Raw genomic sequence first — 22328 nt, forward strand, 5'->3', positions numbered from 1 at the left:
ATTTCTATTATATAAAAAATACCTACAGACTAAACACTTTTTTTCATGTGTCCAGTCTATAGGTATCATTTTATAGCTTTAGTACCTTCTTTTTTTGTTATTTTAGAATGTATAAAACTTTTTCTTTTGATAATAATAACGATATTCTACTTTAATAAAATTCATTAAAAAGAAGATGCTTTGTACACAAGGAGTATCTTCTTTTTATTCATTTGCATTCATATGATTAGAAACTTTTGCTTCTAATTGATCTATTATACTTTTCATCTCCTCATCTACAGCAACAAAACTTCTCTTAATATTAGAAGCTTTTATTGTTCCATCTTCTCCTACATCTGAATAACTATAGGTTATTCTTTTACCTTCTGCAGTAGTTATTATAGCTACACCTGTTAACTTTAGCATTCTCACACCCCCAATAATTCATCTGATAAGTCATTGTATAACTCTTCTTCTATATCAGTACTTACCAGTGATTTTAATTCATCTTCCATACTTTCTACTCCATGCTCTTCTACGAATTTCTGTTCTAGTCTTACGTGCTCAAACCTTGCTCTTTTAGCTTTTAATTCCCATGAGAACTCAGTTCCTATTTTACCTTTTACAATAAAGTAGTCAGGATATCTTTCTATTTTAGTTATAGATCCTTGATAAACTTGAGTAAATACATGATACTCTATATTTACATTTATGCACTCTCCAAATATTTCATCTGTACTTACTATACATTCACCATCTTCATTTATCCTTCCAAAACCTAAATCTCCAAAATAATTCTCTGTGGTTTCATAGGCATATAACAGACGATCCCCATAATTCTGTGTTCTTTGAATACAGTTTTTAGATCCACTAACATAAAGATTTTGAGTATTTATTTGTTTGCCACCTGTGATTGTTACTGTTCCAGCACTTCCAAAGGCTCCATTATCAACTGCTATGACTGGATACATATTATTGTCACTTCCTTGATAAGATACTTGAAGAAATTTATTTCTATATGCACCAAAAACCATCCCTCTTGTTGTTATATTTCCAACGATTTTTCCAGCAAATATTTCACCACAAACAGCATTACTATCCCAATCATAGAAATATGCAGTTCTCTTACTTAACCTAATAGCTATGTTTCCTGTACTATCATCATAAGTTGTGAAGTCTCCTCTGATAGTTAAGTTTCCGCTTGTATCTCCACTTAACACTTGTGTTCCTGCATTATTAAGTATGCTTATTGCGCCATTCCTTACAGTTAGTCCTCTATCAGATATATCTACACTTATATTACTTGTTTCATTTGGATTAGGACTCCATTCTGTAACATTTTCTCCGTCAATAAGTTGCCAACAATCCGTAAAAAATGTAGCACCATCAGGATTATAACTTACAACACATAATCTTTGAGTTGTTTCACTTGCTGTAAATGTACACGAAAATCTATACCAGCTGCCAACTGTTGGAGCAGTATTATCTGTCATATTAACAATTGTCCAACCGGTAGTATATATCTTTAATTTTATATTTAATGCTGCAGCCCCCGGCCTAACCCATGCTGAAAATGTGTATTTTGAACCTACTATTAGATTTGATACATCAGTATATAAACCTGCATCTTTATTTATTGTTGTAATTGCTTTATATCTATAATATCCATCTTTAATATACGGATAAGTTCCATTTGTCCCTTCTCTTGAAATTGTTGCACCATTAATAGATCCCATAATAATTGATCCAAATTCGAAACTACTATCTTTTATATAGTTAGCCCCACCTATTTGACCTACAGCAAATTTCACGCTGCTAACATTCTGAGTAATAAGAGTCCCAAAGTCTCCAACATTAACCTTGCTTTGTATTTGAGTACTTAATTGGACTATAGAAGATTCTGTATTTGTTACTCTAGTGTTTGTAGCATTTAAAGCTGATTGATTAGCTTTAGCTCCTAAATCATTTGTGTAGGCTGTTGAGCTTCTAACTGTAGATACTATAGCACTATCTGTTATCTTGAGTTCTGCGGAACTTATTCTACTTGTTAAAGAACTTACAGCACTATCATTACTAGTTTTATAATTAGTAAAATCACTCGTATTAACCTTTAGAGTTATAAAGCTATTCAAACTTAGTATACTACTCTCTGCACTTGCAACTCTATTTCCTAAGCTTGTAACAGAACTTTGCACACTACTTACTGTAGAGCTTATACTATCTGTAGTTAATTCAATCTCAGCCTTCGTTGTAGATATTTTAGTATCTATCTCATCAATAGCTTCTTCAATCGCTGTAGTAATATCACTCTGCTCAACCTTCAAAGATATTTTATTTTGAAGAACAGATATAGAAGCTTCTGCTGTACTCACTCTAGTAGTCAAGCTGTTAATATTCCCATTGGTTGTATTTAACGCACTTTGAGAAGCTTTAGAAGCTACTGCACTATCATTACTGGTTTTATATGTGTTAAAATCGCTTGTACTAACCTTCAAACTAATAGCACTATTTAAAGCAGTTATAGATGTTTCTGTAGATTTTATCCTAGTATCTAAACTATCCTCTAAAGTGTCTATATCCTGCTGCCATATCTTAGCCTGAATTTGTCCTTGTATTGTACTTATTGAAGTACCTTGACTTGTAACTGTATTAGCTGTAGTTGTAACTGTAGATTTAAGGCGATTAAAGGCTAATTCTAATGTTTGATTTTCAGTATCTAACTTTACTTTTGAAGCCAATAGTAAGGCTGTAGCTCCGTTAATTCTAGTTACAAGGCTTTCCTTCTCTATTTTAGAAGCATTGATATTAGCTGTATCACTAACCATATCATCACGAATTATTTTAGATTTAATTCCTGAAGCTTTCAGTCCACTTGCATCAAACATTAAGTTTCCACTTGAATCCCATACATACATGTTATAGTCACTACTTGCATCTTTGCCTATCTGAACTCTAACCCTAGTACTATCTTTTATTTGAATAGTGTTATCTGAGATAAGCATATTTCCGCTAGATGATTGGATACTAACTAAATTAGTATTTATCTTTCCAGCATTTATTTTATCTGCTGATAAACTTATAATTTTAGCACTTGCAATAGATCCATCTGCAATTAGTGTAGTACCTGCAGTTATTAAATTAGCTTTCATATTATCAGCTGTTAGGTTTCCTGCTAAAAGTGTATCTATAGATGCTGCTCTAGTTTCTAAAGTTGCTATTTTAGCATTAGCAGCATTAAGCTGAGTTACTGTTGCACTTCCAGCTTCAAGCACTCCTATTCTTGCTACTGCTGCATTTAATTGAGTTACTGTTGCGGTTGTAGCTTCTAATGTTCCAATTCTTGCAACCGCTGCATTAAGTTCTCCTATATCTGCTTTTTGTGCTACTAAACTTACAACTTCAAGCCTTAAAGGGTTAAAGTCAACTTTAGAATTATCTATCATGCCATCACTTGTAGTTACTGAATTAACAGTGTCAACAGCTTCTAAAGTATCTGCTTGAATATCTTCAAAACTCAAGGTTCTATTGGCTATTTCGCATGAATTTCTTTCAGGTTCGTCTGGATATTCAACAATTTTTACTATTCTTTGTTTTTCTTTAACCTTCTTATCTTTAGATAAAAGTGTAATGGTATCTCCAAGATCATAGTCCAGGATATTTTTATATTTATCATTTAAATTAGCCAGGTCAAATATCTCTGCTGAGTATGCCCTTATTGGTTTTGATAGCTCATTAAGTTTTGCTGTAGCATCTTCTTTCAAATTTTCAACTACTGTGTATCTATTATCTTCCCAGAAAACAGTTATAACTTTATTTGAGTATTGATAATTCTCAACATACTCTTTACCACTATTTATATTGTTTATCTTCAGTCCATCTTTACCTATAGGTATTATCCTGGTGCAAAAGTCATAGGAGTTTGACTGTATATCTAGTTTTCTTAGATTTAATTTATCAGAAAAATATGATCCTTTATCTGTACCCATTGACTGATAAATATAAATCTTCTTATTCACCGAATCAAATCTAAAGTCACATAGATAAACTTTCTTAATCTCCTGGAGAATATCATAAGAACTACAATTAGTTTTTCTGACAGTTCTCTTCTTACTTACATTACATGATCCTATAGTCCAACCAGTTCCAGCTATTGCTAAGTTAACTGAATTCGTACAGATTTGTTCTACTGTTTCAAAACTATTTACTGCTTTCCCTTTAAGATTCTCAACATTTACTTTTCCTACAAACTCAGTCCAATCGTCTTTTATATTGATTTCCTTAATTACATACTCATTTTTCTTAGTTCTAATATAAGTTTCTTCTTTTATAGAATCATGTTTACTGTCTATTTGAGGGTATGAAAAAAAGAGAACTTCATCACCATCTAAAGTCCTCTCTATCCTTAAATCCTTATAGTTTTTTAGTCCTGCTATTTTAGTTTTATTTAAGTCGTATAATATTAACAAAAAATCACCACCTTTCAAAATAGTAGTGACTAATCCTCTATCATATAGTCTATTGTCATAAGCTCTGAAGGTTTTATGCTGTGTCCTTCTAATAGATCCATATTAAATTTATGGATATCTATTTCATTTTCTATTTCAAGAAGCTCGTCTATTGCTTTATCCCACTTATCTTTACTATCTTCTCTGATAACAATAGACCCATGTTCATCAAGTTTTAGTTTTCCATCATTCTCTTTTTCTCCATACTTGTCTATAAGCTTGGCTCTTTCTTTGTTATAAACCTTAAGTTCACTTTCTATCTTAGCCATGTTTTTAGCTATAGCATAACTAACTTTTACAGGTAGCTGCTTTTCTGAAATAGTTCTTAAATTAGCTGCATCATTTACTATTCTTTCATTACTTAATTTTACTTTCATAATTATTTATCCTCCTCTTCTACAGTTACATTTTCATCTTCAATTTTATAAACTTCATCCTCAAAAGCTTCCATGTCTGCTCTTACCTCAGTTCTATTTTTATTATAAAGTTCCTGGTTAGTTATGTTTTTAGTTATAGAAGCATTATTGGTTCCATCTGTTTTTATAGTTGCTTGCATATATACAACTTGTACATTGTTTACTATGCTTTCACCTATTACTGTTATATTCTTACTTGTCTTTAACATTATTTATCACCCTCCAAAAGTTTATTATTAATTTGAGTTATTGCACATTCAGCTTTATTTACTCTTGATATTAAATCATCAACTTTCATTCCTCCTTTTACAAACACCTCGCCATTCTCTTCTATTTTTATTGTTGCTCATTCAACTGATCCTAATTCAAAGTTAGTTTCTTCCGCATCTTCATTTCTCACTTTAATTACAATAGATTCAGACTTATGAGTTATACTTGTTTTTGAATTCTCTGTTTCAATAGTTATTGTTATTTTAGACATTTAAATCATCCTCTCTTATATCCATCTAGGTTTATATTTAATACTCACATCACATGAACTTTTACTAAATGTTATTGTATTCGCTCCTGGAGAAAGTACAGGAAAGTCCCAACTATCATAATCTGAGAATCTATTAGTTGATCCTTGAAGTACTGTACAATCTTCTCCATTTACTATTATCTTTTGTCCAGCTGCTAAATTCTTTAGTGTGAAGGTTTCTCCTGGTCCAGTTACTACTAGATCTACAAGGGCAATGCTAGGAGTTATTTCTACTATAGCTGGAGTTTCTGAATTGCCTGGTACATTTATAGTTTTGGTTGAGACTCTATTAGCTGTTTCTGTTATTTGAGATTTGTAAGCATAGCCTTTAAGTTCTATTTCTAAGTTATATCTACCTATAGCTATTCTTTCATGATTCTTGTTTACTATAATGCAATCATAATAAAAACTTAGATCATCAAATTTCAATGTACACTTTTCAAATTGATTCACTATATTACTAAGATCATTTAAAGCATTTTCTTCAGATGTATCTTCAATAAAGAGTTTTAGATTTATTTGCTTATGTTGCTCTTTTTTACCTAAGAAAATTGGATTAAGTGAGTTTCTTAGCCAATCATCATAGGTAATAATATTAGCTGTTTGAATATCTTTTGAGAGTAATATCGCTTTAAAGTTTGATATATCAACATTATTAACTAACATGTTATCCTCTCTTTCTTTTTGTAAGAACTGCAGCTTGATTCATGAAATAGTCTATATCATTTTTATCTTTGAAGCTGTACTCTCCATTAAAGTTTATTGTTGTATTTCCTTGTCCAGAGTTTTCAACTCTGCTTGATGAAGCTCCAGTTACAAAAGCAGGATCTAGATTCATTCCAACCTTCATATCTCCACTTAAACCTCTAATCGAATCAATAACTAAATTTTTGCTTTTCTCAATTCCTTTAGAAAGTCCTTCCATGAAGTCAGGCATCCAGGTTTCATAGTCAGTTAATGGTCCCTCATCTGGTACTGAGAAGTGAAGATAATTTCTTATTTTAGCAGCTAAAGCACTTACAGTATCTACTACTCTTGAGATAGAGTTTTTGATTCCGTTCACTAATCCATCAACAAAATCTACTCCCCATGTATAGGCTTCTCTTGGTAATCCTGTAATAAATCTTATGGCACTATTAAAGCCTCCTACTACAACACCATATATATTAGATAATGCATTGCTTGCACCATCTTTTAAGCTGTTAAACATATTAACTCCACTAGTATATAATCTTCCTGGAAGTTCTGAGAACCAATTTAATATTGAGTTCCATGTATTAATGAGCCAATCTTTAGTTTCAGTAATTTTAAGGACTATTCCATCCTTCATGTATTGAACCCCGTTTATAACTCCATCTTTTAAATTAGTGACTATATTTATTGCACTTGTTTTTATATCATTCCATACAGTTTCAAAAGTTAATTTGATATTTGCAAGGATTTCAAAGAAGTTAGTTTTTAACTCGGTCCACTTAGATATAAAGAAGTCTTTTATTGAGGTCATTACATTTACACAAATATTTCTTATTTGCATCCAAATTAGCTGTATTTCTAGTTGTAACGCTATTATTATTGTTCTTATCGCGGATTTTATATTAATCCAGGCTAATTGAAGATTTAGCTTAATGTTTGACATTATACTTGTTATATCTAGTTTTAGCTTATCAAAGTTCCCTGTAACTAAATCACATAATAGAAGTACTGGAGCTAGTACTATGTTTTTAATAGCCTCCCATACATATCCGAATGCACTTTTAAGAGCATCCATGGCCATACCTAAAATTTTAAAGGTAGTTCCAAATCTATTAATTAAGAAATCAGAAATATTATTAATTATGTTTGTGAAAATGCTCTTAATACTATTTAATACACTGGTTATGCCATTTTTCCATGAGTTTAATTTGTTTATTACATACCTTATAACTTCATTCCAAAAGGCTTTAACATTATCTACCCATAAGGATATAGAATCAGTTATGCTGCTGAAGATATCTATAAAGAATGTCTTTATTCCTTCCCAGGTAGGGAGCATATTTTTAAATGACTTAAAAGCTTCAGGAATAGTAACTGTAAAGAAGTTGACTAGATAATTACCTACATCCTTGGCGACTTCCTTTATCTTTTCCCAGAGATTAATCCAAAACTCTCTAAATGCTTCGCAGTTATTCCACAAATAAATAAAAGCACCTACTAATAATGTTGTAGCTGCTATTGCAATACCTATAGGTCCAGTTATAAAGGTGAACACACTGGCCAGAGCTGTCATTGCTGGAGTTGCTGCAACTGTAGCTCCTGTCATTATTCCTATTGCGCCACTTATAGTTGTTATTACTGGTATAATTACACCAACTATCGTGGCTATTCCACTAATCAGCCCTGCTACTGGTGATATGGCTGCAACTAAAGCTAAAACAACTAAAATTATTTTCTTTGTTCCATCATCAAGACTTGAAAAGCTTTTAGCCAAATCAGCTATGTATTGAGCTGCCTTTGCTATTATTGGAGCCAACATTACACCAATACTAGCTGCAGCTTCTTTCGTACTTTCGGATGCAACTCTCATGCTGTTTGCTGCTCCATCAGAAGTATTTGCAAAGTCACCTTGAGCGTTTTTAGTTTTCTCCATAACATAAGCATATCTAAGTTCAACTTTTTCAGCTTCAGTCATTTCTTGATATTTTTTAGTTATGCCTTTAGTTAATGCAAACTGTTCTAGGTTAGCCTGAGTCATTACTATACCTAAAGTTTTTAAGCTTTCAGTTTCTCCAGTGAAAATACCATTAAGTGCAGTTTTAGATTGATCAAGACCTATGTTTTTAAAACTTGATAAATCTCCAGCAAGTCCAACTAATGACATAGACATATCAGCTGCTCTATTTGTAGCAATTCCCATTGATGTTCCCATGTCTCCATATAATGCAGCCATATCAAGAGCAGTACCACCAGCTATACCAAAGTTATCTAAGGTTGTTTTACTCCAGTCTTTTACTCTATCTGAAGAAGAATCAAAAGCAACTTCTACTTTGTTAGCACTTTCTATAAAATCTGAACCCATGTTAGTAGCTGCAGCTCCCAACCCAACTATAGCTAATGTTGCTGGAGCTGTTTTTCTTGATATATTACCTGCAGTTGAACTAACTTTCTTAGCTCCTTCAGATATTTTAGTTAAAGCAACATTGCTTTTTTCAGCTTGCTTTGCTAAGTTCTTTAATTGTTCCTCAGTTTTAATAACTTCTCTCTGTAAAGATCTGTACTGTTCCTCTCCAATTTTACCTTGGCTAAATTGGATCTGAGCTTGCTTTTCAGCTTCTTTTAAAGTATCAAGTTTACCCTTAGTAGTTGTTATACTTTCAGATAATAGTTTTTGCTTTTGATTTAATAATTCAGTATTTGTTGGATCAAGTTTTAGCTGTCTATTTACTTCTCTAAGTTCACTCTGTAAATCTCTACTAGTCTTATTTACATCTTTCAAGGCTTTTTCTAAAGGAGCTGTGTTACCACCTATTTCAACGGTTATTCCTTTAATGTTGCTGGCCATTCTATTCCTCCTTCCTCCACTTTTCTCTTAAGGACTTTCTATCTGGCTGAGTTTGTTCTAAACGCCAACAATCGTCTAAATAATTTCTACCCTCTTCTGTTCTCATATGGTTGTATACTACTGCATCTCTTAATAGTAACCAGTACTCAAATACAGTTAAATCTTCAAGTCTATCAAAGTTATAGCCTGTATAATCACAAACTATTTTTTCTTCAATAGTGTTAATTTCATAGTGTCCCTTATCATCATCTTCTCCTGGATAATAAGGGATCTTTAGTTTGGGGTATTTTTAGTTTTTGCAAGCCACTCAAAGTATTCTGTTAAGATCTCATTTAGTTGGTCAAAGTCTATCTCGTCAATTAATTCATCTGTAACTTTATATCCATTTTTATTTTTACTTAATATCATCTTTACAGCTTCTGCTAAATCGTCCATTGCATCTTCATTTCTAGTTTTAGATAAAGCAGTAATCTTTTTTATTACTCCAAGTTTTGGCGGTTCTACTTTTAAAGATAAGCCATTTTCAAACTTAACTTCAAAGTATCTTTTACTTACTAAGCTTATATCAAACATGTAGTTCTCCTTTCACAAAAGGCGGCTGTTTACCGCCTGTATTATACTTGTTGTGCTTCTGGAATCTCTTCTTCATATATTATCAATGTCCCTTCGTTATCTAGTGGAAGGGCTTTATATTCAGCATCTATAACAGTTTCTTTATCCTTTTGGAATGCTAAACTAAATCCTGCTTGATTGGTACCAACTATAGTTAATCTAATGTTTCCATCAACCTTATCTTCATGTACAAATCTAAGAAGATGTTTCTTTCCATCTTGCTTACCTATACCTCCGATTTTTACAGTTCTTTTACCATTTGCTTCTGTTACTGTAGCTGTAGAAGATAGTTTTTTAAGGGTTTTTCCGTTCCAAGTCATTATTCCGCTTTTAAGAGTAACCTCTTCTTTTGTTAAAATACTCTTTTTGAATATTGCTAAATCATCCTCTGTGTCATAAAAAGTTGGCTTATATTCAAGTGTAGCTCCACCTTGAATTAACCCTAATAAATTCCCATCAGCCTCTATAGTTGAATCTTCTGGTATTGTTCCAGTAAATTCAGTTGTATAAAGTTTTCCTGAACCTAAAACAATCTTTTCTCCTGCGGTTCCTGCCATGCTATTACCTCCTATAATTTTTCTAATAAATTAAAATCGTACGTGGTTTGAAAGAATCTCTCACTATCAATCCACGCACGATCTTTTTTATACTCTATTGATTTTTCATTTAACAAGTTTTCTATCTTTTGTTCTGCTTCTTTGTCTATCTTATCTGAATAAAGCTCTATAGTAATATCTCTATCTTTTATAAGATTCTTAGTATCTGCACCCCTTACATCTTCACTTTCTAAAATGATTATATAAGGTAGTGGTGGTGGCTTTTTAAATGAAACTTCAGCAACCTTCATTCCTGTAGTTTCTAGCCAGGTTTTAACGTCCAGCATCTTTAATAGCCTCCTTTGATAGTTCCTCCATACGCCTTTTCGCAAGTTCTTCACCATACTTAATGTGTGGATATGCTTCAGTCCTTCCTCCTTTATGTAGAGCATGGCCATTCTCAAGTAAATGAGTAAGTCTATATTGACCATTTCCAACATACCAGGTATTAACCTTTTTATATCCATCCTCATAAGACTTTTTAACTCTAAATGCTTTTACATATTTTCCTGTTGGCTGCTTAAATGTAATATGATTTTTTATCTCTTGATTAGTTTCTTTTGCTACAACATCTACTGCCTTTTTCACATTATCAGTAATATCTTGTGTGTAGTTACTCATGTATTCAGCTATTAAATCTGCTAATGAATCAACTTCTATATTTTCCATAACATCACCTACTCATTTCTAATTGTCTTAAGGTAAGATCTATAGATGGTGGATTAGTATTATTGATTACCTGGATCATTTCTATATTGTATTTTCCTTTATCCTTTATTTCTACGGTATCATGATTATCTATTCCAGGTACTTTAGGAATCCTAATAACTGCATTAATTTTCACCTGTGCAGCTGCAGCAGCATAAGCTCTTTTAAAACCTAGTACTCTATCAGAAAAACAAAGATTCCTGTATTTGTAGGTTTTTATTTCCTCTTCATCTTCAGTGTAAATATCGCATATACCATCACTAAAACTTACAAATTCAATGTTGTCTAGTTTTATCTTCATGATGAATCTTCCTCTTTTTCATCCATTGCTTGTATTTGGCCATTAAAATGAAGGCTCATGATCTCGCTTAAAAAGTTTTTCTCAAACATTTCTAAGGCTTGGCTATTAGCATAGCGACAATAATCAAGTAATAGTGATTTAGGGAGATCTTCTTTAGTAAAATCTAATGGCACCCCTGCAATTTCTTGTAGACGTGCCATCCCTCTTTTAATATATCCAGTTATGTTTTTATCTGTTTTTTCATCTTGCCAAGATATGTGTAAATAGTCTTTTACATCATCTAATAATCCTTCGGGCATCTATATCACCTCAATTAAGCCTCTTCTTTTGTCAAAACAACACCTTCAACAGTAACCTTTTGTACAAGTGGCTCTAAGTTACTTATATCAGCATAAATAAATGCGTTGTTATCAAGTGGCTCACCATGGCCATAAAGTTTAACTAGATACACTCTTTCATCTTCAAGGAATTTATATTCGTCTGAGTATTCTATTTTACCGCTTTTAGCTGTTCCTATTCCCATAAAGTATCTTCTTCCAAGTCCTATGATAGCTCTATCCTCGGGTACTTGAATGGATTGAATTACTCTTGTTGGGAATGGAAATACATTGCTTGCGTATGAGCCATCTGTTCTTATTACAGTTGAAGCTGGCATTACCTTTTTTAGATAATCAACTGGATTTACAAGCATTAATACTTCACTTACTACTCTAGACTTATCTTTTGGAGTCTTGGCCAAACTAGATATAAGTTCTCCATAGGTAACAGGATCTAAACGTGTGACAGGTACAGTTTGTTTTTCAGGATATTCGCCTCCAGTTACTGTTACATCATCACCGACTTGTCTATTCATACCTATAGGCATATTCTTCCCAGAGCCTTTTATAATTCCTTCTTCTAATCCATTTTGTACTGATTCTCCTAGTATTGCTCTTACATATCTATCTAACCATGCAGGTCCTAAATCAAGCATTGATTTTGCTACAGGTAAGAAAGCAGATAGCTTATTAAGTCCCATGTTTAACTTTTTAAATCCGCTAGTTAGTTCCTTTACTATTTCACTAGTTAAAGTTCCCCAACTTGCAATTTGATCTCCATCTGAATTTACTAGGAACTCTATTAAGCCACTTGTATTTTGAAAGTTAATAGCATCTAATAATGGATGATTTGTTGTTAAATCTTCAAATACAGAATCTATAATTGTTTTAGGCATTGTTATTTCTATTTCTGTAAGGGCTTGTTTAGGGTTTGATGAACTCATTGCTTCAATTACTTTTTGGAAGTATTTATTTTCTTCAGAAGTTAATTGTCTTACACCTCTTCCTACTAAAACATTTGTATCAGCTGCTTGAACTAACCCTTTAGCCTCTTCCATAACTACTTCTTGAACATATTCAGTGAACTCAGTAAATGTTTGAGCAAAGGCCTCTTCATTACCTTCTTTCATAGCTTGGTTAAGCCTATTCATTATGTCTACTTTCTTTTGTTTTAATAAATCTAAACTCTTCATACTTTTATCTCTCCTTATTAGCGAATAATGCCGCCATTAATTTAATAGTTTTATTTTCTTGTGGTTCTTTAGGTGTAGGTTCTTTATGGGGTTCATGAATCTTTTGAGTAAAGTCTTTAGCCTGGGCTGATAAAGCTTTGTTGTAGCTAATTTGCTGCTCTAATGTTGTATTCATCTTTTGAAGAAGTTGATTAGCTTCAGTTAGATCCACTTCTTTAGTAAGTAGTTCATCTGCAAAACCATATTCAAGACATTGCTCTGCAGTTAACCAGGTTTCAGTATCAAGTAATTCTATAAGCTTTTCTTCAGTTATTTTACCTTTTGACTTTTCTAAATAAGCTTGCCTATTGCCAGTCATGATTACATCTAAATCATCAGCTGCTTTTCTTAATTGTTTAGCATTTCCTGCAGCTATGTTCCAGGCATTATGTATCATCATCATAGTGTTTTTAGGCATTATAACTTTATCTCCAGCCATAGCTATTACAGAAGCTACAGAGCAGGCAAAACCATCTATATAGATTACTTTTTCCGCTGGATGCCTCTTAAGCTGACTATAAATTGCAGTTCCTTCAAAGACAGAGCCTCCATAGGAATTAATGAATATATTTATTTGTTTAACATCTGGATATTTATTTAGCTCATTTCTAAAATGATTAGCTGAGGTTTCACTTTCTTTTTGCTGCCATTCATACCAATCGAAATAATCTCCTTGTACATCACCATAGATATACATATCTAAATTACTAGGATCATTTAATGATTGTTTTAAGTCCCATATTCTTTTACTTTTCATAGGTTCTCACCTCCCTTCAAGTTTTCTATATCTTCATAGTTTTTGGTCATCCAATGTTTTTTGCTCCATGGTGTATTCAATGGTATATCACCTGCCTTTATTCTTAATTCATCCACGCTATAACCTCCACTAGCTATTAGCTTGTCAAAGGCAGTTGAGATAGAGAATAAATCAATATGCTTAATGCACGTAGTATCAACACTGAGATAAGAGCCTGCTATAAAGGCTGACTTACCATATCTCTTTCTAGTAATTTCTTCTTCAATAATGTCTGCTAAAGGATCTATGCAGAAGGTTAAATAGTTATCTGTGATTTTATCAACATCTGCAATATCACCTCTTAATAGTGCTGGAGGTATTTTTACAGCTTGCGCTACTCTTTCAAATACTTCTTTTGTAAGATTTTGAATATCTACAATTTCACTAGTTGATTTCTTGTTACCCTCTCCATTTTGCTCGTTATATTCCACACCTTTTGGCAAATGCAGCACTGAGTTTTCTGCTTCAAAATAGCTTTTGAATCTATTATTAAATAGATCATCAATCTTTTTTTGATAATCACTATCTCCTGAAGGAGCTTTATCAACTTTAGCAATTCCCTTTCTGCCTCCAGAGCGTTTATATTTTGCTATGGCCATGTTAAGTAGATTATTATAACCTTTGATTAACCTGGAGAGTAACTTTCTAATATCATCACTTCCAAGCTTAAAATAAAGAACCTCACTCATGGTAAAGGTACGATTTAAAGTCATGGTACCTCTTGAGACATTAGTAAAAGTATTCTCATATAAAGCGTACTCATTTTGGCTGAAATCATCTGCAATTATAAGTTGGCCATTAACTTCTATTACCAGGACCTCATTATAATAAAGCAGTTTAGACACTAACTCTTGAAGGAATTGACTTGAGTTTTGATTTTTGTTAGGTTCAATATTCCATAGATAATACTCATCTTCTCTTAAAGGTTTATTTTTCATGAAGGTTTTAAACTCACATTTGCTTATGGATCCAGCAATCATATTAATAGCTGAGACTATAGCAAAATATTCAACTTCAAGTTGTACTTGCTGACTTTCTATTGATTTTTCATTTAGAGATACTCTTGATTTGTTTCCAAATATCTCTTTTATCCAATCTATGAATCCCAATTTCTCACCCCCTTTCAGGGCATAATAAAAAGCCCTATCTCTAAGGCTCACATCAATATGTGTATACTCCAAAATCAAAATCAATTTCTTCTCCACTATCTTCTAAGTCAACTCCACCAGCGCACATAGCAGCAACAAAAGCTTTGAAACCATCTGTCTTACGACTCTTAGGTTCTATTTTTCCATATGTTATGTTTCCAGCTTGTGAAGTTATCATGCATGTATTATTTGTATACCAACGCATTAAGGGGTTATCTCCCCAAACAATATTATGATTTACAAAGGCACTTGTTATTAGTGGAGCTATTAACATTTCATGGCTTGGTCTTATAAGCTTAATGTTATTTGCTCCTTTTTTATCAGTGTCAAATCCTGCATCCCTTAGAGCTTTAGCAAGTATTGTATGCCTATAATTATCTATCCCAAGTGTAGTGATGTTATATTTTTGAGCCTGTTCTGCAAGCCATGAAGCAGGAACATCTGGAGATATTTCAGGACCATCAATGAAGGTTAGTAGATTACCTCCCTCTTTTGTTGCCCATTCTTCTAATGGAGCTTTTATTCTTCCTAAATCAGCTGAACTTCTACATATCCATGTATGAGAGAGCCAATAGTATTTACTTTTATATTTAAAAAGTAATCCAGCTGATAAAAAATCATTTGTTTTCATATAGTCTATTCCAGCTACACATGAGCAGCCTGTTAGATCTGGAATCTCTTGATTAGTTGCCAGTATGTTTTCCCAACTAGTTACTTCTACATCTTTATTCCCTTGAGGGATATTCATTCTCTTAGTCATAAAAGCAGAGTTACTAATAGGATCTTCTTTGTAGTTAATGTATTCTTTTTCTATTTCTCTTAATAGTTCCTCATTATAACGTAAAGATGGGTTAGACTTATGCCACATCTTAGGGTTATGAACTTCTTTTTCAGAATCAAGTCTACAGATAAAGACTAATAATCCGTTATCTCCACCCTGTTCATTTAGTATTCTAATAGCTCTAGAAAGTAAACTGTCTAATGGCCCACCTCTTACATCTCCATCTGTTGTTGTTATAGTTGTTCTTGGGTTTTTCTTTTTACCTAAACCAGTTCTAAATACTTGTATGGTTTTGTAATCCTCATATTGATGGTACTCGTCAAAGTCTACTTTACCTGGTCTACCACCATCTTTAGTTTTGGCATTACTGGTTCTAAATCTAAGCTTAGACTTAGTTTTAAGATTTTGTATAACTTCTTTATTCCAATAAAAATGTTTCTGCAGTTTCTTTTGATTTTCTTCTAAAACATTGTATACATCATCAAAAGATGTTCTAGCCTGGTCCTCTGAATTTGCACATATATCTATATCATAATTTTTAATATTGTTATATTCAGATATAAGGCAAAAATCTTCAAAGGCAAGATAACCATTTTTCCCTGAACCTCTTCCCACATAAATAAAAAGATCTGGCCATCTTAAGATACCAGGTCTTGAATAAGTACAATTATGAAGTGTAAAACAAAAAACTTCCCATGGAAAAAGTTCAAAGGGAAAGTATTTCTGTAAACTCAAATATTTATGCAGCAGCTCTTCATCTACAAATAAGTTCTCTTCTCTAAAACATTTCTCAACATACTCTACAAGTTGAACTTGCTCTTTACAAACTTCATATTCTCCACTACGTACTAGGTTAATATAATTTTGAATCTCAGGTATTAGTTTATTATAATTCTTCATCTTCACCACTTGGTACATTAGAAGTTGTTAACCCTAGTTCTTTTAATATGGACAATTTCTGTTTGTTATACATCAGAGCATTTTTGACGGAGGGGTTATCTTTAATATATTCTTTACCTGAAGCAGATACAGCGTTATATGAAAAACCACGCTCTTTTATATCTTTTTGCATAGCTTTTTCTTGATTCCAGTACCAAATATAATCATCAATTAAACTTAAAAAATGATCTACATTTGCTCCTTTTTCTTCGAGCTGCCTTATCAGAGAATCCTTGATTTTCTTAGCACTAGCCATAATTTTTTATCCCTCCTTTCAATGTAAAATATTGTTATCAAAATTCAATTTTTTCTCACACGCGCGAGATTTCTGTTTTGTCCTCCCTTACTACCCGTTCTTCCAATACCAGGAGTTTTTTCGTTTTTTTCGATGGGGGGGACTACCATTTTTCCTCATTCAATAATTTTTTCTTTTTTCTATATTTTAAAAACTTTTCTGGATGTTCTTCATTGTGACACTCATTACATAAAGATAAAAGGTTGTCTTCATCTAAAGCTAACTCTGGATGATCCTTTAGATGTTTAATATGATGAACACAATCAGCTTGATTATATAATCCTTTAGACTTACATAGCTGACATTCATTATTATCTCTCTCTAACACATCTGCTCTTTTCTTTAACCACCAGGAAGAGTTATAAAAAGCTTTTATATTATTGTTTTGAAGTAATGATATAATCCAATTGAGTAACTCTACAGAATCCATGATTGCATTTCATTTATAATCTTTTCTTTGATCTCAGTTAGTGTTAATTCTCTATCTGTTTTTATTCCTATCTTGGCATTAGATATGTTTCTATAACTGAACTCAACAGTGATAGCTTTTAATGCTTCTATGTTGTTTATCTCCTCTTCACCCCGATATAATTTCCAGCCATCATATATAAACTCAACTTTTTTAATCATAATTTCAGTAGATCCTAAGTCTTTAGAAGGTTTAATTAATTCGTATATTGGAATCTTAAGTGCTTTAGCGATTTGTTCAAGAACATCTAAGCTTGGTTTGTTTTTATCTTGTTCTATTAATGAAATAAGCTGCCCAGTTTTATTAATTACCTTAGCAAGATCTCGTTGACTAATACCAAGTTTTTCTCTTCTATTTTTAAGATTAATTCCTATGTTCATTGGTAATCCTCCTTAATTTGTGGTATAAAAAAAGAACTCTTTTGAGAGTTCTTTTCTACAGATTTATTTTTCTATAATTTTTTTTATATATTCTAGCTTATCTGCAACATTTCCAATACTTGTTTCTGTTCCTCCTGCATAATGTTGCGCCCAATCGACATCTGAAGATATTTTATCTAACTTAGCATTCATGTCTCTTAATTCATTAAGAATTTCTTTAAGTATTTTATTTCCTTCTAACTCCATTTAAAACTCACTCCTTCCTAAATATATAATTTCTACAGAAAAGAGTAATTTCCTCTTGTTAAAGGATATTCATTTATGAGAGTTAGATAACAACAAGATTGTTATCATTTTGTTGCTAGGTTGTACTTCTGTGAGTAATAAGTATTTATCTCCTCTTGAATAATATTTTGTAATTCTTCAATTTTTTTATTGAGTTTTAATAAATTTAAAGAAACCATATCAATAAGGCCAATATTATCTTTTGTAGGGTTTATTGCTGTTAAAAATGTTAGTGATTCTAATATTTTATTGTTTGTGTCAGATATAGATATAAATTCATTTAAAATACTCTTAGGGTCTATACACTTTGTTGTTAAAGTGAATTTGTTGAATGTATTCGTATAATCTGTATATAATTTAAATAAATTCTGAGTTAATGATGAATTTCCATTCAACCCGATAATATTTTTAATATTATCTATTGAAATTACAAATTCATTTATAGAGTTAAGAAATGAATTTATCTCAATTGAGCATGTTTTATAGTCTTTAATTTTTTCATTTAATATCTGAATATTAAGTATTTTATTATTATATTTCATATTTTCATTTTGGATTTTTTTGGTTTCTTCTGTTGATGTATATAATGCAATTAATGTTGTAATGCCTCCAATTGATCCTCCTATAAAACTTGCTAATATACTATACCAATCGCTGAATGAAGGTTTATACCAAAGTTGGAGAAAAAGTGGGAAAGCAAAAGAAAAGGCCACAAAGACAAGTATTATCATAAATATTCTATTGTTTTTCACTTTTACAAAATAGTTATAAAATTTATTAAAAAATTTTTTAGTTTTTTCTTCTTTTATCATTTCTTCAGTTTTCACCTCTTCAAATATTTTTTCAATTCTTTTAATACTACTTTTTTTAATATACATTTCATTGGAATTATTAATTACAAGGTAATATTCCTTACATTCTAAATAGCAGCTACATTTAATTGGTAAGCCATCAGAATGAAGAATAAATCTGCTTTCTTTTTCTAATATTTCACAGATTTCACTCATTTTTAATTGCAATACAAGTAATGTTAAAATAGAAATATTACTTAAAATTGTTTGCATAGTTTTAGTTGAATCTATAGTATTACTTTTAAAAAAGTAATCGTATGTGCCCCATGATATTAAAATTAGAAATATTAGTGTTATAAGAATAACGATAAAATGCGTAAACTTTAAAGCTTTAGTAACATATTTATGTTTTTTATTAGTTAATCTTGCGTAATAATTTTCTCTTAAATTTTCAAAAAACATGCCTGTCCACACAGTGATAAAAAGAATTAATATTAATATCACTGATTCAGTTATATCTTTGGCAATAGGCGTTTTTAGGTTTGTTGAAAATAAAGCCTTATTTTGTAAAAGAGAATAAATTAGCAAAAACATGAAAAATAGTTCTATTATTATTATTATGTAGAACATCAATTTAATTATTACTTGAAATATTGAGTTTTCTTCTGGTATGTTTTTGTATTTTATTTTTAGAGATTCTGTAAAAAAACTCATTATAGTTTTTAAATAGAATCCTAGAAATGTACTTATAGTTGTTATAACTATTATTGTTTTACTTGTTACTTCTAGCATGGTCCCCTCCATAGTAGTTAATAATAAAATACTTCATTAGTTATACTTGGTAATTATATATAAATTAAACTCATTCTTGTGCTAATTGAGATAAATATTTTTCTAAGTCTTTTACTAGATTATCTAAATTATAACGTTTAATTTTTTCATTATTATTTTCTAAATCCATGTACCCATTAAGTTTATTTTTTAATAGTCTTATGTTTTCTTCATCATCCTTATAGTAAAAATTTATTTGTCCGCGATCATATATAAATTTAAGTGAATTAGTAAAGTGTATAATATTGCCATTTGAAGTTTTTATAAGAATTTCAAATAATATATCAATATTAAAACCAGATAAGAATTTATTTTGTTCTCTTATTGCAAAAGCATTCTTAGTTATATATTTATACAACTCTTGAGCCCATGTATCATTAGTATTTAAAAGTGTATTTATTTTATTTAAACGATTATTATTACTATTACTATTTGAGTAATCTTGTAAGTCAGCCATTAATGAATTAAATTCACTTTTAATTTCATCTGCAACATAATATCCAAATAAATAAGGCTCAAAATTTGCATTATCACTTAGTTTAGTTATATTATTTTTCATAATAACCATAATATTTTTAATGTCGATTTCCATTCCCATATTGTTGAAGGATAAATACCTAGATATTATAAGTGGATACAAAGAATAAGAGTAGCCATTATCTATTAGCTTTTCATTAATTTTTTCTATACATTGAATAGCCATAGAATCATCAATTTTCCACCAGTCATTTTCAATAATATTTATAGAATCATCTGAAATTTTCCCCTTTGCTATTAAAAATTCTGAGTATTGAATTACTGCCTCTTTTATAATTTTTTCATTAAAGTATGCATTGAAAATAAACTCATATACAAATTTAAATCCAATTATATTAGTATCAGGGTTATATTTATTTAACGCTATTTCTGCAAATTCCTCATCTTGGTTCCAAGATATTGATATATCGCCTTTTCTAAACTTAATCGAAAAATTTAAGCAACATATAAAAATATCTTCTAAGATTTGTAACTTGATATTATCTTCGATTTCAATTTTATTTATGACACTATACAATCTTTCAAATTTCTCAAGAGTAAATAATACAGTTCTAAAATTATTATGATTGTTAGTATTAAGCCTAGTTTGTATAGATTCTTTTAAAGGATATAATAATTCTTTAACTTTGTCATGTTTTACATTATTTACAATAATAGCATTTAATATTTCTGAAATATCAGGAGTGAATTTCATAGTTTCACCTATGAGTTTTTCTTTAATTTGATGATATAAAATATCTTTATCAAACAAATATTCACATCTTTTTAATAATGTATCAACATCGATAGCTTTTTTTACAACTTTATCATTTGACTCAGGTGACATAGAATTAATAATATCATCATAGCTAATATTAAAATTGGGGAATTGTATATTCTTATTTAATGCTAATGAATACTTAGCTTCTAAGTTATTAAATTTGTTTACTTTGCCAAGCTCTTTTTCATTAGCAATTATAATCATTTTTACATTATTATGTTCCACTAAATTATTCATATATCCTAATATTTCATTTAATTCAATACTACAGCGTTCTAAGTCATCAAAAAAAATTATGTATTTATCTAAATTGATAAAATTCTCGTATTTTATTTTAGGTATATTTATTTTAGGTAATTTTATATTATATAAACTTATGCCACTAAGAATTACACTTGCAAAAGGTTCTAATTTATTTTTTATTGAATTATCAGCTAAGGGTATCATCTTTATAAATATTTTTTTCATTATATCATCACAAGATTTGAGTCCATATAATGAAATATAAATAGTTTTTCTATTAGTATTATTATTTTCTATTTCTGGAATAAGCTTTTTTTTAACAAAAAATGTTTTTCCACATCCCCATTCACCATCAATTAGAATTGCGTATTTTGAATTGTTATTAACATATTCACTAACATTATCTAAAATCATATTTTCTGACATAAAAGTCATATATATCACATCCTTTATTTGTGGAAGCCAATTAGATTATTATTTATAAACACTTCCCTACAAGCATAATTATATTATTACATAACTTATAATAACAAGAATATATGTACTACATTATCTGAGATAATTTACAAAATAAGTAAAAAATTTAAACCATTTATAAAATTAAATACATGAAATATAATTGATTGAAATAAAAAGACACCCTTTCGAGTGCCTTCCATGCAGCAACCATGTTGTAAGTCCCTGCTTACTGCCAATAGATATAATATTACCTACTACCATTTTAGTACATTATAATCACTTTGAAAACTCCATCTTTTCCCTCTTATATCCCTAATGCTTCTATTCCCCATAAGTAAATACTAAGTTCATTAAGTATTACATCTGACCATATTCTAGGTTGGTTCTTTCCACATTTCATTTTACTTACTATTTCCTCATTGTTTTTTTCTTCAAGATAGTACATTTCAAAAGCTCTATATTTATATTCAACACAGTTTTTCTTCATATCTTCTTTTACTAATTCTAAAGCATTGTCTATAAAAGCTATAAGTTGCATAGTTCTTAATTTAGTTCTAACTATACTAGTAAGCCAAACTTTATCCTCAGCCTGTTCAATTTCAAACTCTATGTCTGATTTTACTTTATCTATATGATCCTTAAGCTTATTATAATTTTTCATAAGCAACTTAGTGTTATGAATTCTATTATCTTTAATTTCTTTGTTTAGTAAAGATACTGCTTTTTTAGCGCCCTCTTCTGCTGCATTTTTAATGGTTTCGTCTATATTAAATTTTTTCATTCTAACTACTCCTTTTTGATTTATTTAAGTAACAATGTGTTGATTTATACTTAAAACTGACCCACCTTTAACGAGTAAAGTTGACCCACCTATAATGGATAAACTATCC

Annotated in this window: 24 protein-coding genes; all 24 read right to left on the minus strand. The window is 30.6% G+C overall.

The annotated features are described in order from the left end of the window. Positions 1-204: 204 nt before the first annotated feature. Positions 205-405 (minus strand): hypothetical protein, encoded by a 201-nt coding sequence (locus L1S49_RS22060; RefSeq protein ID WP_238907440.1) that lies wholly within the window; start codon positions 403-405, stop codon positions 205-207. 2 nt (positions 406-407) lie between these two features. Beyond that, positions 408-4445 carry a phage tail spike protein gene (locus tag L1S49_RS22065; protein WP_238907441.1) on the minus strand — a complete coding sequence of 1346 codons (4038 nt, stop codon included), beginning with the start codon at positions 4443-4445 and terminating at the stop codon, positions 408-410. A gap of 29 nt (positions 4446-4474) precedes the next feature. Further along, positions 4475-4861, minus strand: coding sequence for a DUF1617 family protein (locus L1S49_RS22070; RefSeq protein WP_238907442.1), 387 nt, complete (start codon positions 4859-4861; stop codon positions 4475-4477). 2 nt (positions 4862-4863) lie between these two features. Continuing rightward, positions 4864-5109 carry a hypothetical protein gene (locus L1S49_RS22075; RefSeq protein WP_238907443.1) on the minus strand — a complete coding sequence of 82 codons (246 nt, stop codon included), beginning with the start codon at positions 5107-5109 and terminating at the stop codon, positions 4864-4866. Positions 5110-5246: 137 nt separating this feature from the next. Continuing rightward, positions 5247-5381, minus strand: a complete 135-nt coding sequence (locus tag L1S49_RS23335) for a hypothetical protein (protein ID WP_275299660.1) — start codon at positions 5379-5381, stop codon at positions 5247-5249. Between the two features lie 15 nt (positions 5382-5396). Beyond that, positions 5397-6086, minus strand: a complete 690-nt coding sequence (locus L1S49_RS22080; RefSeq protein WP_238907444.1) for a phage tail domain-containing protein — start codon at positions 6084-6086, stop codon at positions 5397-5399. Between the two features lies 1 nt (position 6087). Continuing rightward, positions 6088-8958 (minus strand): hypothetical protein, encoded by a 2871-nt coding sequence (locus L1S49_RS22085; protein ID WP_238907445.1) that lies wholly within the window; start codon positions 8956-8958, stop codon positions 6088-6090. A 273-nt stretch (positions 8959-9231) separates the two neighbouring features. Then, positions 9232-9531: a hypothetical protein gene (locus L1S49_RS22090; RefSeq protein ID WP_238907446.1), complete on the minus strand. Its 300-nt coding sequence runs from the start codon at positions 9529-9531 to the stop codon at positions 9232-9234. Between the two features lie 41 nt (positions 9532-9572). Continuing rightward, a complete protein-coding gene (locus L1S49_RS22095) occupies positions 9573-10127 on the minus strand; it encodes a hypothetical protein (protein WP_238907447.1) in 555 nt (184 codons plus the stop codon). Between the two features lie 11 nt (positions 10128-10138). Next, entirely contained in the window at positions 10139-10453 is a 315-nt protein-coding gene (locus L1S49_RS22100) for a hypothetical protein (RefSeq protein WP_238907448.1), read from the minus strand. Next, positions 10440-10835 carry an HK97 gp10 family phage protein gene (locus L1S49_RS22105; protein ID WP_238907449.1) on the minus strand — a complete coding sequence of 132 codons (396 nt, stop codon included), beginning with the start codon at positions 10833-10835 and terminating at the stop codon, positions 10440-10442. The genes L1S49_RS22100 and L1S49_RS22105 overlap by 14 nt, the downstream gene beginning before the upstream one ends. 4 nt (positions 10836-10839) lie before the next feature. Further along, a complete protein-coding gene (locus L1S49_RS22110; RefSeq protein WP_238907450.1) occupies positions 10840-11175 on the minus strand; it encodes a hypothetical protein in 336 nt (111 codons plus the stop codon). After that, complete coding sequence (locus L1S49_RS22115; protein WP_238907451.1) at positions 11172-11474, minus strand: hypothetical protein; 303 nt, start codon at positions 11472-11474, stop codon at positions 11172-11174. Before L1S49_RS22115 ends, L1S49_RS22110 begins: the two co-directional genes overlap by 4 nt. A 14-nt stretch (positions 11475-11488) precedes the next feature. Then, positions 11489-12685, minus strand: coding sequence for a phage major capsid protein (locus tag L1S49_RS22120; protein ID WP_238907452.1), 1197 nt, complete (start codon positions 12683-12685; stop codon positions 11489-11491). Positions 12686-12689: 4 nt separating this feature from the next. Beyond that, the gene (locus L1S49_RS22125) at positions 12690-13481 is read right to left on the minus strand and encodes a head maturation protease, ClpP-related (RefSeq protein ID WP_238907453.1); all 792 of its coding nucleotides are present in this window, start codon (positions 13479-13481) and stop codon (positions 12690-12692) included. Next, positions 13478-14629: a phage portal protein gene (locus tag L1S49_RS22130; RefSeq protein ID WP_238907454.1), complete on the minus strand. Its 1152-nt coding sequence runs from the start codon at positions 14627-14629 to the stop codon at positions 13478-13480. Before L1S49_RS22130 ends, L1S49_RS22125 begins: the two co-directional genes overlap by 4 nt. Positions 14630-14681: 52 nt before the next feature. Next, the gene (locus L1S49_RS22135; RefSeq protein WP_238907455.1) at positions 14682-16349 is read right to left on the minus strand and encodes a terminase TerL endonuclease subunit; all 1668 of its coding nucleotides are present in this window, start codon (positions 16347-16349) and stop codon (positions 14682-14684) included. After that, positions 16336-16644: a P27 family phage terminase small subunit gene (locus tag L1S49_RS22140; protein ID WP_238907456.1), complete on the minus strand. Its 309-nt coding sequence runs from the start codon at positions 16642-16644 to the stop codon at positions 16336-16338. Before L1S49_RS22140 ends, L1S49_RS22135 begins: the two co-directional genes overlap by 14 nt. Positions 16645-16786: 142 nt before the next feature. After that, a complete protein-coding gene (locus L1S49_RS22145; RefSeq protein ID WP_238907457.1) occupies positions 16787-17113 on the minus strand; it encodes an HNH endonuclease signature motif containing protein in 327 nt (108 codons plus the stop codon). Then, positions 17101-17532, minus strand: a complete 432-nt coding sequence (locus L1S49_RS22150; RefSeq protein WP_238907458.1) for a helix-turn-helix transcriptional regulator — start codon at positions 17530-17532, stop codon at positions 17101-17103. The genes L1S49_RS22145 and L1S49_RS22150 overlap by 13 nt, the downstream gene beginning before the upstream one ends. Positions 17533-17595: 63 nt before the next feature. Then, positions 17596-17778: a hypothetical protein gene (locus tag L1S49_RS22155; protein ID WP_238907459.1), complete on the minus strand. Its 183-nt coding sequence runs from the start codon at positions 17776-17778 to the stop codon at positions 17596-17598. 104 nt (positions 17779-17882) lie between these two features. Continuing rightward, positions 17883-19400: a hypothetical protein gene (locus L1S49_RS22160; RefSeq protein WP_238907460.1), complete on the minus strand. Its 1518-nt coding sequence runs from the start codon at positions 19398-19400 to the stop codon at positions 17883-17885. A 70-nt stretch (positions 19401-19470) separates the two neighbouring features. Further along, positions 19471-21414, minus strand: a complete 1944-nt coding sequence (locus tag L1S49_RS22165) for a P-loop NTPase fold protein (protein WP_238907461.1) — start codon at positions 21412-21414, stop codon at positions 19471-19473. Positions 21415-21742: 328 nt separating this feature from the next. Then, on the minus strand, positions 21743-22219 hold the full coding sequence (locus L1S49_RS22170; RefSeq protein ID WP_238907462.1) for a hypothetical protein: 477 nt from the start codon (positions 22217-22219) through the stop codon (positions 21743-21745). Positions 22220-22328: the final 109 nt, after the last annotated feature.

The organism is Clostridium sp. YIM B02506, assembly GCF_022324845.1.
Lineage (GTDB): Bacteria > Bacillota > Clostridia > Clostridiales > Clostridiaceae > Clostridium_T > Clostridium_T intestinale.

Coding starts and splice junctions, on each gene's coding strand:
- L1S49_RS22060 (WP_238907440.1), bottom strand. CDS start 405: ATGCTAAAGTTAACAGGTGTAGCTATAATAACTACTGCAGAAGGTAAA.
- L1S49_RS22070 (WP_238907442.1), bottom strand. CDS start 4,861: ATGAAAGTAAAATTAAGTAATGAAAGAATAGTAAATGATGCAGCTAAT.
- L1S49_RS22075 (WP_238907443.1), bottom strand. CDS start 5,109: ATGTTAAAGACAAGTAAGAATATAACAGTAATAGGTGAAAGCATAGTA.
- L1S49_RS23335 (WP_275299660.1), bottom strand. CDS start 5,381: ATGTCTAAAATAACAATAACTATTGAAACAGAGAATTCAAAAACAAGT.
- L1S49_RS22080 (WP_238907444.1), bottom strand. CDS start 6,086: ATGTTAGTTAATAATGTTGATATATCAAACTTTAAAGCGATATTACTC.
- L1S49_RS22085 (WP_238907445.1), bottom strand. CDS start 8,958: ATGGCCAGCAACATTAAAGGAATAACCGTTGAAATAGGTGGTAACACA.
- L1S49_RS22090 (WP_238907446.1), bottom strand. CDS start 9,531: ATGTTTGATATAAGCTTAGTAAGTAAAAGATACTTTGAAGTTAAGTTT.
- L1S49_RS22095 (WP_238907447.1), bottom strand. CDS start 10,127: ATGGCAGGAACCGCAGGAGAAAAGATTGTTTTAGGTTCAGGAAAACTT.
- L1S49_RS22100 (WP_238907448.1), bottom strand. CDS start 10,453: ATGCTGGACGTTAAAACCTGGCTAGAAACTACAGGAATGAAGGTTGCT.
- L1S49_RS22105 (WP_238907449.1), bottom strand. CDS start 10,835: ATGGAAAATATAGAAGTTGATTCATTAGCAGATTTAATAGCTGAATAC.
- L1S49_RS22110 (WP_238907450.1), bottom strand. CDS start 11,175: ATGAAGATAAAACTAGACAACATTGAATTTGTAAGTTTTAGTGATGGT.
- L1S49_RS22115 (WP_238907451.1), bottom strand. CDS start 11,474: ATGCCCGAAGGATTATTAGATGATGTAAAAGACTATTTACACATATCT.
- L1S49_RS22120 (WP_238907452.1), bottom strand. CDS start 12,685: ATGAAGAGTTTAGATTTATTAAAACAAAAGAAAGTAGACATAATGAAT.
- L1S49_RS22125 (WP_238907453.1), bottom strand. CDS start 13,481: ATGAAAAGTAAAAGAATATGGGACTTAAAACAATCATTAAATGATCCT.
- L1S49_RS22135 (WP_238907455.1), bottom strand. CDS start 16,349: ATGAAGAATTATAATAAACTAATACCTGAGATTCAAAATTATATTAAC.
- L1S49_RS22140 (WP_238907456.1), bottom strand. CDS start 16,644: ATGGCTAGTGCTAAGAAAATCAAGGATTCTCTGATAAGGCAGCTCGAA.
- L1S49_RS22145 (WP_238907457.1), bottom strand. CDS start 17,113: ATGGATTCTGTAGAGTTACTCAATTGGATTATATCATTACTTCAAAAC.
- L1S49_RS22150 (WP_238907458.1), bottom strand. CDS start 17,532: ATGAACATAGGAATTAATCTTAAAAATAGAAGAGAAAAACTTGGTATT.
- L1S49_RS22155 (WP_238907459.1), bottom strand. CDS start 17,778: ATGGAGTTAGAAGGAAATAAAATACTTAAAGAAATTCTTAATGAATTA.
- L1S49_RS22160 (WP_238907460.1), bottom strand. CDS start 19,400: ATGCTAGAAGTAACAAGTAAAACAATAATAGTTATAACAACTATAAGT.
- L1S49_RS22165 (WP_238907461.1), bottom strand. CDS start 21,414: ATGACTTTTATGTCAGAAAATATGATTTTAGATAATGTTAGTGAATAT.
- L1S49_RS22170 (WP_238907462.1), bottom strand. CDS start 22,219: ATGAAAAAATTTAATATAGACGAAACCATTAAAAATGCAGCAGAAGAG.